Annotated in this window: 10 protein-coding genes; 8 read left to right on the top strand and 2 right to left on the bottom strand. The window is 62.9% G+C overall.

The window, feature by feature from the left end; genetic code table 11:
• Positions 1 to 20: 20 nt before the first annotated feature.
• The gene (locus BM026_RS18835) at positions 21 to 662 is read left to right on the top strand and encodes a TetR/AcrR family transcriptional regulator (RefSeq protein WP_033897904.1); all 642 of its coding nucleotides are present in this window, start codon (positions 21 to 23) and stop codon (positions 660 to 662) included.
• A gap of 138 nt (positions 663 to 800) precedes the next feature.
• Here the strand turns inward: BM026_RS18835 and BM026_RS18840 are convergent, their stop codons facing one another.
• Both BM026_RS18840 and aroQ read right to left on the bottom strand, forming a co-directional pair.
• A complete protein-coding gene (locus BM026_RS18840; protein ID WP_092248235.1) occupies positions 801 to 1,649 on the bottom strand; it encodes a shikimate dehydrogenase in 849 nt (282 codons plus the stop codon).
• Positions 1,646 to 2,095, bottom strand: coding sequence for a type II 3-dehydroquinate dehydratase (gene aroQ, locus BM026_RS18845; protein ID WP_010206717.1), 450 nt, complete (start codon positions 2,093 to 2,095; stop codon positions 1,646 to 1,648). Before aroQ ends, BM026_RS18840 begins: the two co-directional genes overlap by 4 nt.
• Before the next feature lie 206 nt (positions 2,096 to 2,301).
• On the opposite strand from aroQ, the gene BM026_RS18850 reads away from it, so the two are divergent.
• The 7 genes from BM026_RS18850 (at position 2,302) to BM026_RS18880 (ending at position 11,926) form a co-directional block, all read left to right on the top strand.
• The gene (locus BM026_RS18850; RefSeq protein ID WP_092248238.1) at positions 2,302 to 2,823 is read left to right on the top strand and encodes an RNA polymerase sigma factor; all 522 of its coding nucleotides are present in this window, start codon (positions 2,302 to 2,304) and stop codon (positions 2,821 to 2,823) included.
• A 63-nt stretch (positions 2,824 to 2,886) separates the two neighbouring features.
• Positions 2,887 to 3,885, top strand: coding sequence for a FecR family protein (locus BM026_RS18855; RefSeq protein ID WP_093529671.1), 999 nt, complete (start codon positions 2,887 to 2,889; stop codon positions 3,883 to 3,885).
• A gap of 150 nt (positions 3,886 to 4,035) precedes the next feature.
• Complete coding sequence (locus BM026_RS18860) at positions 4,036 to 6,693, top strand: TonB-dependent receptor (protein WP_093529673.1); 2,658 nt, start codon at positions 4,036 to 4,038, stop codon at positions 6,691 to 6,693.
• An 81-nt stretch (positions 6,694 to 6,774) separates the two neighbouring features.
• Complete coding sequence (locus tag BM026_RS18865) at positions 6,775 to 7,395, top strand: heme acquisition protein HasA (protein WP_093529675.1); 621 nt, start codon at positions 6,775 to 6,777, stop codon at positions 7,393 to 7,395.
• A 162-nt stretch (positions 7,396 to 7,557) separates the two neighbouring features.
• Positions 7,558 to 9,294: a type I secretion system permease/ATPase gene (locus tag BM026_RS18870; RefSeq protein ID WP_093529677.1), complete on the top strand. Its 1,737-nt coding sequence runs from the start codon at positions 7,558 to 7,560 to the stop codon at positions 9,292 to 9,294.
• A complete protein-coding gene (locus tag BM026_RS18875; RefSeq protein ID WP_093529679.1) occupies positions 9,291 to 10,616 on the top strand; it encodes an HlyD family type I secretion periplasmic adaptor subunit in 1,326 nt (441 codons plus the stop codon). The genes BM026_RS18870 and BM026_RS18875 overlap by 4 nt, the downstream gene beginning before the upstream one ends.
• On the top strand, positions 10,613 to 11,926 hold the full coding sequence (locus BM026_RS18880) for a TolC family outer membrane protein (protein WP_093529681.1): 1,314 nt from the start codon (positions 10,613 to 10,615) through the stop codon (positions 11,924 to 11,926). Before BM026_RS18875 ends, BM026_RS18880 begins: the two co-directional genes overlap by 4 nt.
• Positions 11,927 to 11,964: the final 38 nt, after the last annotated feature.

An 11,964-nucleotide genomic window follows, 5' to 3' on the forward strand; every position in this document is an offset into this window, starting at 1 on the left:
ACACTGGCCGTGAGCGCACCATGACCACCGAGGCACCTCGCAAGAGTCGTAAGAACAATCCGGAAAAGACCCGCGAAAACATACTCCAGGAAGCCATCGTCGAGTTTGTCCAGCAGGGCCTTTCCGGCGCTCGCGTGGACGCGATCGCCGAGCGTATCCACACCTCCAAGCGCATGATCTATTACTACTTCGGCAGCAAGGAGCAGTTGTACGTCGAGGTGCTGGAGAAACTCTACGGCGACATCCGCAACACCGAGACCCGCATGAACCTCACGGCCCTGGAGCCGCGTGAAGCGATCCGGCGGCTGGTGGAGTTCACCTTTGATCACCATGACCAGAATGTGGATTTTGTGCGCATTGTCAGCATCGAAAATATCCACAATGCCGAGTACGTGAAGCGCACAGACACCATCAAGGCGATGAACAGCAAGATCCTTGAAGGGTTGGGGGAGACCTTGCGCCGTGGCGCCGAGCTGGGCTTGTTCCGGGAAGGGCTGGAACCGTTGGACGTGCACCTGCTGATCAACTCGTTCAGCTTTTACCGGGTGTCCAACCGCCATACCTTCAGTGAGATTTTTCAGATCGACCTGTCGGATGAGGCGGTTAAACAGCGGCATCGGGACATGATTTGTGATTCGGTGATGCGTTACCTCCAGGCCTGAAGTCTCAGGTTGGAATGCATTCAAAATGTGGGAGGGGGCTTGCCCCCGATGACAGTGGGTCAGCTACAGATAAGCTGGCTGATCCACCGCTATCGGGGGCAAGCCCCCTCCCACATTTGGATTTTTATTCCAACTCAGTCAGGTATTCATGCTCTTGAAGTGCGCCAGCATGCGCTGCGCATCCGGCACTTCCCCACAGAACAGCTCAAACGCCTTCACCGCCTGAAACACCGCCATGTTGCCGCCATCCAGGGTGCGACAGCCCAATGCGCGGGCATCGCGCAGCAGTTCGGTTTCCAGCGGGAAATACACGATTTCCGCCACCCACAGGTCTGCCCTTAGCAAAGCGGCGGGCACCGGTGTGCCGGGCAGCTTGGCCATGCCCATCGGCGTGGTGTTCACCAGCCCATCGGCCTCGGCCACGGCGTTTTCTACGTGGTTGCCCACTTGGGCGCGCCCTGGGCCGAAACGTAGCGTGAGGTTCTCCACCAGGTCGCGGGCACGGGCGGGGTCCACATCGAAAATACTCAACTGTTGCACTCCCTCGGCCAGCAGCGCATGGGCCACTGCGGCACCTGCACCGCCGGCGCCCATCTGCACCACGCGTTGGCGGGCGACATCACTCAAGTTGCGCCGGAACCCTTCGGCAAATCCCAGGCAATCGGTGTTGTGGCCGATGCGCTTGCCGTCCTTGAACACCACTGTGTTGACCGCGCCAATGCCATGGGCCTCGTCGGAGAGTTCATCGAGCAGCGGTAGGATAGCCTGCTTGCACGGGTAGGTAATGTTCAGCCCGGTAAAGCCCATGAGCTCGGCGGCGCGCAGCAGATCGGGCAAGGCGTCGATGCCCAACTGCCGGGGCTCAAGGTCGATCAGGCGGTACAAGTAGCGCAAACCTTGGGCATCGCCTTCCTGTTCATGCAGCGCGGGCGTGCGGGAAGCCTGGATGCCAGCGCCGATCAGGCCGGCGAGGATGCGTGTTTTCATCGGGCCGATCCTTTGAGCAACTGGCTGAAGTGTTCCAGCGCCAAGTGGTAGCCGTGGCTGCCGAACCCTGCGAGCACGGCCTTCGCGATGGGTGACACAAAGGAGTGATGACGGAACGCTTCGCGGGCATGCACGTTGGAGAGATGCACTTCGATCACCGGCACTTCACTGGCCACCAGCGCATCACGGATCGCCACCGAGGTGTGGGTCCAGGCCGCCGGGTTGATCACGATCCCGGCGCAGCGGGCGCGGGCGCCGTGGATCCAGTCGAGCAGTTCGCCTTCATGATTGGTCTGGCGGAATTCGATTTTCAGGCCCAGCTGTTCAGCGCTGCGGCCGCACAAGGCCGCGACATCGGCCAGGGTTTCATGGCCGTAGGTAGCGGGCTCGCGGGTGCCGAGCAGGTTGAGATTGGGACCGTTGAGCACCAGCACGATAGGCGGCATGGGGTGTTCTCCACAATTCTTGTTAGTTGTGCAGATAAAATGTACTGAATGGTTAATTTGGTCAATTGATGGCGGCGTATGTGTTCGATTATCGAACCGTTAATCAGGCCGTTCATAAAGGCGGATCAGATTAGATATCAATTGAAAATCATTCTCGACAACGCTTAAGATGCCCGCCTGTTTCCTTAACATTCCAGGGAGTCGGTTTGTCGGACGTGGATCTCAAAGGCCTGTTTCTCAAGCATGCCGATGCCTTGCGCGGGTATCTGGCGCGCAAGGTACGGGACCCGCAGTTGGCCGCAGACCTGGTGCAGGAGAGCTTCCTGCGCCTGGCGGAAAAGCCGGCGGGCGAGCGCATCGACAACTCCCAGGGCTATCTCTATCGAACGGCAAGCAATCTGCTGATCGACCATATTCGCCAGGAAGCGCGGCGCAAGACTGACTCCGTGCCCCATGAGGCGCTGGCCGAGATTGAAGATGACGTGGCTGGGTTGGAGGTTCAGGCAATGGCGCAGCAACAGCGACAGGCATTGAAGCAGGCACTGGCGGAGTTGCCGGAGCGCACCCAGCAGATTTTCCGCCTCAACCGCATCGAAGGCATGACCCACGCCCAGGTCGCCCGGCACCTGGACATCTCTGACAGCTGCGTCCAAAAGCACCTGGCCAAAGCGTTGGCCTACGTGATGCAACGCTTGCAGGAAGGCGAGAGGGCACCATCCGACGAATGAATTACCGAAAAACGCCCGTTCACTCGTCACAGCGTTATATAACGAAAAATTCGAGATTCACACGTGAATAGCCAGGGTCCGCAGCAGCACAGCATTACCGAGGCGGCCGCCGAGTGGGCGGTGCGCCTGCACGCCGGTGCCCTGACCGAACAGGAGCAGGCCGAATTGCGGCATTGGATCGCCTGCGACAGCCGCCACGAAGCGGCATTGCGTTTTGCCGAACAGACCTGGGCGGCACTGGGCGAGGTGTACAAGGAACCGCCGGTGAACCGCCAGCGCCCGTCGACGGCGACGCAGCCTGCGCGCGGGACCAGGCGGCGCCGGCCATGGCAACGTGCGGCGGCCGTCGCGCTGGTCGTGGTGGTAGCCGGTGTCGGCTGGGTGCGTGGTCCGGACTTGTTGCTGCACATGCAGGCCGACTACATCACCGAGAAAGGCGAAGTGCGCACCGTGCACCTGGCCGATGGCAGCAAGGTCGAGCTGGATTCCGCCAGTGCCATCCGCCTGGATTACGACAGTGTGCAACGCCGCATCAGCCTGCTGCAGGGCTCGGCGATCTTTGATGTGGCACCGAAGGTGGGCGAGGAAACCCGACCGTTCGTGGTGCAGAGCGCCGGCGGGCAGACCCGGGCGCTGGGCACGAAGTTTGTGGTGGAGCGCGAGGGCGACAGCCAGGCGTGGACCGGGGTGTTGGAACACAGTGTCGAGGTCACGCTGCAAGCCATCCCGAAAAAAGGCCCGGCCGACAAAGTGGTCAAACAAGGCCAGGCCGTACGCTACAGCACTCAGGAAGGCATCGTGCCTTTGGATCAACTCGACGTCGCGCGCGCCACCAGTTGGCGACGCGGTGTGTTGATCTTTGATCGCCAGCCGTTGGCCAATGTCATCGAACAACTCAACCGCTACCGTCCCGGGCGCGTGGTGTTGACTGACTCGGCCCTCGGCGAGCGTGAAGTCAGCGGCGTGTTCCGCCTCGACATGCTCGACACCGCCCTTGCCACGCTGACCCAGGAACTGCAGGTGCAACGCCTGGACCTGGCTGGCCTCAGCCTGATCTATTGATGACCCGGTGGGAGCCTGCTCCCACCGCCTGAAATCCCCCTTCCTGAAAAACTTTCAAAAAACCTTACTGACTTCCTGCGCGTCGCACGTCTTGCTAGGTGAGAAGCATTCGCATAAACAAGAAAACGCTCAGCGCAGGGAACAACAGAAATGTCAGCACTCAACAAGGGGCGTATCACCGCAAGCCGGTTAGCCCTGGCCATCCACTTGGGCCTGTTCGCCGCTGTGGCTCCGGTATTCGCTGCTCAGTCTCAGGCGAATGCTGCACGCCCTGCGGTGCTGATGCTGGATATCCCCGCGCAGTCCCTGGGCAGTGCTGTGCTGGCATTCGCCGACCAGGCCGGCCTGCAAGTGCTGTTCGACAGCCAGCGCCTGGCCGGTTTGCAGAGCACGGCCGTGAGAGGGCAATACAGCGTGCAGGAAGGTTTGGCGCGTCTGTTGGGGAATGCGCCGGTGGAGTATCGCTTCAATGGCGAACGCCAAGTCACCCTGACCCGCGTCGAGCAGAGCGGCGCCGCGTTGGCACTGGCGACCACCACGATCACCGGCCTGCACCCCAACGACTGGGTGTATTCATCGCCACGGTCGGTGAGTGTGGTCGGGCGTGAGCAACTGGATCGCAACCCACCACGGCATGCCGCCGAGATGCTCGAAGAGGCGCCGGGCGTCTACTCGGCGGTCAGCCAGCAAGACCCCGGTTTGTCGGTGAATATTCGCGGCATCCAGGACTACGGCCGGGTCAACATGTCGGTGGACGGCATGCGCCAGAACTACCAGCAAAGTGGCCACCAGCAACGCAATGGCACGCTGTATGTCGACCCGGAATTGCTGTCGGAGGTGGTGATCGAAAAGGGCGCCACGTCCACGATGGGCGGCGCCGGGGTGATCGGTGGTGTGGCCAATTTTCGCACCGTGGAAGCCGCCGACCTGCTCAAGGGCGGCAAGGAAATCGGTGGGCGCATCCGCTTGACCACCGGGCTGGGTGGGCGCAGCAACGGCACGCATTTTATCGGCAGTTCGGCGTTTGCCGTGGGCACCGATGTGTGGGACATGTTGGTGGCTGCCAGTGAACGTCATCTCGGCGACTACAAACCCGGCACCCGGGGCAGCATCGGCGAGTTGCGCACCGGCAGTTCTTTCCTGCCGGCCAGTGGAGACCGGATCAAAAACTCCACCGTCGAGTACACCGGCTCGGTGATGCGTTCGCGCCTGCTCAAGCTGGGTCTGAACCTGCCGGTGGATCAGCGTCTGCAATTGAGCTACCTGACCACCGAGGTCGACTACGACGACGTCAACATGATGACCGCCGAAAAGGCCCAGCTCTGGGAGAAGCTCGGCAGCAGCAATGTCACGGCGCAGAACTTCGCACTGGACTACAGCTACACGCCGGACAACCCGCTGATCGATTTCAAGGCCAAGCTCTACTACGTCGACACCCGCAATGACCAGACCACACTGACCCGTGGCAGCAGCAAGGGCTACGACGTTACCTACCAGACCAACACCTATGGTTTGCAGGCGCAGAACATTTCGACCTTCGCCTTGAGCGAGCTGTCGGTAATCAAGGCCAACTACGGCCTGGAGTTTTTCTACGACAAGGTCCGGCCGGATTCCAATCAAATGGTGGCCGCCGATTCGGCGGTGACGGCCTCGGCGGCGGAAAGCATCACGCCCAGAGGTGACCGGGCGATGGGCAGCCTGTTCGCGCGCCTGGACTACGACTACGACAACTGGCTGAACCTCAATGCCGGGTTGCGTTACGACCGCTATCGGCTGCGCGGCGAAACCGGCCTGAACACCCGTACCTTCATCATCGGCACCACGCGACAAATCGGCTTGCCCATGACTTATGACGTGGATCGGGAAGAGGGGCACTTCTCGCCGACCTTCGGCCTGTCAGTCAAGCCCGGCGTGGATTGGCTGCAACTGTTCGCCACGTACGGCAAGGGCTGGCGCCCTCCGGCCGTCACCGAAACACTGGTCAGCGGCCGGCCCCACGGCGGCGGTTCGGAGTCGATTTTCCCCAACCCGTACTTGAAGCCCGAGACGTCCACGGCCTGGGAGGTCGGCTTCAACGTGCTCAAGGAAGACCTGCTGTTCGCCGAGGACCGCGTGGGCATGAAGGTGTCCTACTTCAACACCCGCGTGGATGACTTTTCCTATATGGCCCTGGGGGTGCAGCCGCCCGGTTATGGCATCGCCAATATCGGCAATGCGGCGTATGTGAACAACCTTGAAACCACCCGTTTTCGCGGCCTCGAGTACCAGCTGGATTACGACGCCGGGTTCGCCTACGGCCAGTTCAACTACACGCGGATGCTCGGCAGTAATACGTTCTGCAGCAAGACCGCGTGGCTGGGTGGTGTCACCAAGATCCAGAAGGGGCCGGGCAGCCGAGCGCCGGTAGACGCGATGGTGCCGGACGACGTGGCCAATGCGGGTCAGAGCTGCAGCGCGATCCTGGGTTCCTCCGAACACATGCCGATGGACCGCGGCACCGCGACGCTGGGCGCACGCTTGTTCGAGCGCAAGTTGGATGTGGGGGTTCGTGCGCGCTACAGCGGCGGTTACTACGTCAAAGGTGGCGCCGGCGTGACCACCTCGCAAACCGGCGTCTACCCGGCCGACTGGAAGCCCTACACCGTCTATGACCTCTACAGCAGCTACCGCGCCACCGAGCAGTTGACCCTGCGCCTGGCCATGGAAAACGTCACCGACCGCGCCTACCTGGTGCCGCTGGGCGACGTACTGGCCTTCACCCTCGGGCGTGGGCGCACCTTGCAGGGCACCGTTGAATATCAGTTCTGACCGATTTTGCCCAGTGACGGGCAAAACCACAGCAGGCACTGGCTTGCTGCGGAGATACCACCCCATGACTTGGAGTTTTGCATGAGCATTTCTATTTCATACAGCACCGCCTTCGCCGCGAACACCGTTGCCGAGTACCTGAGCGACTGGTCGGCTTACTTTGGTGACCTGAACCACCGTGAAGGGTCGGTCAAAGAGGGTTCGAACACCGGTGGTTTCAATCCTGGCCCGTTCGACGGCACCCAATATGGCGTGTCGAGCACCGTCAGCGATGCCGCGGTGGTGGCCAACGGCGACCTGCATTACACCTTGTTCAACCCGCCGTCGCACACCTTGTGGGGTTCGATCGACTCGCTGGACCTGGGCACCATTCTGACGGGCGGCGCTGCCGGCGGTAGCTACGCCCTCGCCGAGCAGGAAGTCAGCTTCGCCAACCTGGGCCTTTCGAGCCTGCAGTCCGAAGGCCGCGACGGCCAGGTGCACAAAATCGTCTACGGCCTGATGAGCGGCGACAGCTCGGCACTGGCGACGGCGATCGACTCCCTGCTCAAGGACATCGACCCAAGTCTGTCGATCAACTCGACGTTCGACCAACTGGCCGCTGCCGGTGTGGCGCATGTGGACTCGGCTGCTGTCGCCGCCTCCGACGTGGCGCTGGTGGGCGTACAAGACGTGCCTCAAGACTTCGCGCTGGCCGCTTAAGCAAAAAAGCGAATGGAAGATCGCTCTCCCATTCGCCGCATGACACACCGCCGTCGCCCAAGCCTTCTATCTCTTCAGCGACGGCGGTGCCGAATTCTGCGCAGCGTCGTACAGCCTGTCAACGCAACGGCGCTGCCCGCTCAACCCTTTGAGAATCCCCAGATGCGCCACGCCGGCAACGAAACCCTGGCTGCCCTCACGGCCTATAAAAGTGGCTTCTTCAACATCGGCCTGTTCTCGGCGGTGATCAACCTGCTGATGCTCGCCCCGGCGCTGTACATGCTGCAGGTGTACGACCGGGTGCTGGCTTCGGGCAACCAGATGACCCTGCTCATGCTGACGCTGATGATCCTTGGCCTGTTCGGCCTGATGGGCGCGTTGGAGTGGGTGCGCAGCCAGGTGGTGATCCGTCTCGGCACGCAGATGGACATGCGCTTGAACCAGCGGGTGTACGACGCCGCGTATGAAGCGCAACTCAAGGGCGGCACCCAGGCGGCCGGCCAGGCGTTGCATGACCTGACCACGCTGCGTCAGTTCGCCACCGGCCAGGCGTTGTTCGCGTTTTTCGATGCGCCGTGGTTTCCGGTGTACCTGTTGGTGATCTTTCTGTTCCACCCCTGGCTCGGGCTGTTGGCGCTGGTCGGCGCAGTGCTGTTGATCGTGCTGGCGTGGGTCAACCACCACGTCAGCCAGGCCCCGATGGCCCTGGCCAGCCAACTGTCGATCAGCGCCAGCCAGCAGGCCACGGCTAACCTGCGCAATGCCGACACCATCGAAGCCATGGGCATGCTCGCCACCTTGCGCGCGCGTTGGTTCGGCCAGCACCAGGCGTTCCTGGCGCAGCAGAACCTGGCCAGTGAAAAGACCGCGACGGTCACCGCCTGGTCCAAGGGCGTGCGCCTGGCATTGCAGTCGCTGGTGCTGGGCCTGGGCGCGTTGCTCGCGGTGCAGGGTGACATCACGCCGGGGATGATGATCGCCGGTTCGATCCTCATGGGCCGCGTGCTCAGCCCCATCGACCAGTTGATCGGCGTGTGGAAGCAGTGGGGCTCGGCGCGCCTGGCGTTTGATCGCCTGTCACAGATGCTGGAGGCCAACCCGGCCCGGCCCGAACGCATGAGCCTGCCGGTGCCCAAGGGCCAACTGAGCGTCGAGCAAATCAGCGCCTGCGCCCCCGGCAGCCGCCGACCGGCGCTGGCCAACCTGGGTTTCAGCCTGGCGGCGGGCGAGGTACTGGGGGTGATCGGGCCGTCAGGCTGCGGCAAATCCACCCTGGCCCGGATCCTGGTGGGCGCCTGGGCGCCCTTGGCCGGCAAGGTGCGGCTGGACGGTGCCGACCTGGCCCTGTGGGACAAGCAGCAACTGGGCCCGCACATTGGCTACCTGCCGCAGGACATCCAGCTGTTCGCTGGCAGCATCGCGCAAAACATCGCGCGGTTTGCCGAGGTCGACGCGGACAAGGTCCTCGCCGCCGCACAAATGGCCGGCGTGCATGAGCTGATCCTGCAACTGCCGCAAGGCTACGACACGCCGTTGGGCGAAGGCGGCGCCGGGCTGTCCGGTGGCCAGAAACAGCGGGTCGGCCTGGCGCGTGCGCTGTACGGCCTGCCTGCGCTGATCGTGCTGGACGAGCCCAACGCCAACCTCGACGAAGTGGGCGAACAGGCCCTGCTCCAGGCCATCGCCCAGCTCAAGCAACAGCGCCGCACGGTGATCCTGATCACCCACAAGCCCAACGTACTGACCCTGACGGACCAGTTGCTGATTCTCAAGGACGGCCAGTTGCAGGCCTTCGGGCCGACGGCCCGCGTGTTGGAGGCACGGCAGAAACCGGCAGCGAGCAAGCCAGTGTCGACCCTGAACATGAGTTACCGCCTTGGTGAAGGGAAACAGGCATGAGCCAGAGCAAACCCGTGTTGATCAGTGACGCGCCGAACAATGTGCTGGCGCTGGATGATAAAAAATATTCGCGCCTGGGTTGGCTGCTGGTGCTTGGCGGTTTTGCCGGGTTCCTTGGCTGGGCGGCGTTGGCGCCGTTGGACAAGGGTGTTGCGGTGCCGGGCAAGGTCATGGTCTCGGGCCATCGCAAGACGGTGCAGCACCCGGCCGGGGGGATCGTGGAGCGCATCGAGGTGCGCGACGGTGATGTGGTCAGCGCCGGCCAGGTCCTGCTGCGCTTGAAAGAAACGCCTTTGCGCGGGCAGATGCAGTCCCTGCGCAGCCAGTACCTGGCATCCCTGGCCAGTGAGGCGCGCTTGAGTGCCGAAAGCGAAGGGCTGGCGGCGATCCGCTTCGGCCCCGAGCTGCTCAACGATCCCGAGGCGACGGGCACGCTGAACCTGCAACGGCAACTGTTCCAGAGCCGGGCCCAGGCACTGGCCACCGAGCAACAAGGCCTGCGCGAAACCATCGCCGGCGCCGAGGCGCAGTTGCGTGGCACGCGGGATTCGCAAGCGAGCAAAGTCCGGCAGCGGGCGGCGTTGAATGAGCAACTGCAAGGCCTGCGCGAGTTGGCGCGTGACGGTTACATACCGCGCAACCGCCTGCTCGACAGCGAGCGGCTGTACTCACAGATTGACGGCGCCATCGCCGAAGACGACGGGCGCATCGGCCAATTGCAGCGCCAGGTGATGGAACTGCGCCTGCGCATCCGCCAGCTTGGCGAAGACTTCCAGAAAGACCTGCGCGGCCAGTTGGCCGAGACCCGCACCCGCAGCGACGACCTGCGCAATCGCCTGGCCTCGGCCGAGTTCGAACTGGCCAACAGCCTGGTGCGAGCGCCGGCGTCGGGCGTGGTGGTGGGGTTGGACGTGTACACCGAAGGTGGCGTGATCAAGCCCGGCCAGGCGTTGATGGACATCGTGCCCCAGGGCGAGCCCTTGCTGGTGGAGGCGCGGGTGCCGGTGCAGATGGTCGACAAAGTGCATCCGGGCTTGCCGGTGGAGTTGATGTTCTCGGCGTTCAACCAATCCACCACGCCACGGGTGGCCGGTGAGGTGACGCTGGTTTCGGCGGACCGCCAGGTCGATGAGCGCACCGACGAGCCGTATTACACGCTGCGTGCCCAGGTCAGCGCGGCGGGCATGCAGCAACTGGACGGCGTGCAGATCCGTCCGGGCATGCCGGTGGAAACCTTCGTCAAGACCGGGGAGCGCTCGATGCTCAACTACCTGTTCAAACCGTTGATGGATCGCACCCACATGGCGCTGGTGGAAGAATGAAGGCGCTGCTGTTTACCTTGTGTTTGGGGTGTACCTCGGCGCACGCCTTGGGTTTGCTGGATGCCTACGACCTGGCCCTGCGCAATGACCCGACCTTTCAGGCCGCGATCCAGGCGCGTGAAGCCGGTGAAGAAAACCGCGTGATCGGCCGCGCGGCGCTGTTGCCGAACCTATCGTGGAGCTACAACAACTCGCGCAACGAATCCGAAGTGACGGCGGGTGATGTCACCAGTGACCGTGACTACCGCAGTTACGCGTCGACCCTGACCTTGCAACAACCGCTGCTGGATTACGAGGCCTACGCGCGCTTTCGCCAGGGCACCGCCCAGGCGTTGATGGCCGATGAACGCTTTCGCGGCAAGAGCCAGGAGCTGGCGGTGCGGGTGTTCAACGCCTACAGCCAGGCTTTATTGGCCCAGGAGCGAATCGAGCTGAGCCGCGCACAGAAACGTGCGTATGCCGAGCGCCTGCAACTCAATGACCGCCTGCTCAAAGGTGGCGAAGGCACGCGTACCGATATGCTGGAAACCCAGGCGCGCCTGAGCCTGGCCCAGGCCGAAGAGATCGAATCCCAGGATGCCCAGGACAGCGCCCTGCGCGAGTTGGAAGCCATCGTCGGCCAACCGTTGCAGATCGAAGAACTGGCGCCACTGACGCGCCAATTCGAGATCCCGCCGCTGGAACCCAACCGTTTCGAAACCTGGCGCGAACTGGCCATGGCCAACAACCCGGAACTCCAATCCCAGCACCACGCCCTGGACGTGGCCGCCTATGAAGTGGAACGCAAACGCGCCGGGCACCTGCCCAAGGTCAGCCTGTACGCCACCAGCCGCCAGACCCGCTCCGACTCGGAGAGCAGCTACAACCAGAAGTACGACACCAACACGGTCGGCATCCAGGTCAGCCTGCCGCTGTTTGCCGGTGGCGGCGTATCGGCCTCCACGCGGCAGGCGGCGAACCAGCTGTCTCAAGCCCAGTACGAGCTGGACGCGCAAACCTCGGCCACGCTGGTGGAGTTGCGCAAACAGTTCAACCTCAACACCAGCGGCGCGGCCAAAGTGCGTGCTTATGAAATGGCCGTCAGCTCTGCGACGGCTTTAGTCGCTGCGACGAAAAAGAGTGTGGCCGGCGGTGAGCGGGTCAACCTCGACGTGCTCGACGCAGAACAACAACTCTTCACCGCCCGCCGCGATTTGGCGAATGCGCGACATGCCTATCTGCTGGCGAGGATTCAGCTGAAGTATTACGCGGGGTTGCTGAGCGAGCAGGACTTGCGGGCCTTGGCGGGGTATTTCCAGCCTTCGGCCTGACAACGATAGTTGCTCCGATGTGGGAGGGGGCAAGCCCC

Source organism: Pseudomonas sp. NFPP24 (assembly GCF_900112095.1).
Taxonomy (GTDB): Bacteria; Pseudomonadota; Gammaproteobacteria; order Pseudomonadales; family Pseudomonadaceae; genus Aquipseudomonas; species Aquipseudomonas extremorientalis.

Excerpts from the sequence above, each read along its gene's own strand:
- BM026_RS18835 (WP_033897904.1), top strand. The coding sequence starts at position 21 with ATGACCACCGAGGCACCTCGCAAGAGTCGTAAGAACAATCCGGAAAAG.
- BM026_RS18840 (WP_092248235.1), bottom strand. The coding sequence starts at position 1,649 with ATGAAAACACGCATCCTCGCCGGCCTGATCGGCGCTGGCATCCAGGCT.
- aroQ (WP_010206717.1), bottom strand. The coding sequence starts at position 2,095 with ATGCCGCCTATCGTGCTGGTGCTCAACGGTCCCAATCTCAACCTGCTC.
- BM026_RS18860 (WP_093529673.1), top strand. The coding sequence starts at position 4,036 with ATGTCAGCACTCAACAAGGGGCGTATCACCGCAAGCCGGTTAGCCCTG.
- BM026_RS18865 (WP_093529675.1), top strand. The coding sequence starts at position 6,775 with ATGAGCATTTCTATTTCATACAGCACCGCCTTCGCCGCGAACACCGTT.
- BM026_RS18870 (WP_093529677.1), top strand. The coding sequence starts at position 7,558 with ATGCGCCACGCCGGCAACGAAACCCTGGCTGCCCTCACGGCCTATAAA.
- BM026_RS18875 (WP_093529679.1), top strand. The coding sequence starts at position 9,291 with ATGAGCCAGAGCAAACCCGTGTTGATCAGTGACGCGCCGAACAATGTG.
- BM026_RS18880 (WP_093529681.1), top strand. The coding sequence starts at position 10,613 with ATGAAGGCGCTGCTGTTTACCTTGTGTTTGGGGTGTACCTCGGCGCAC.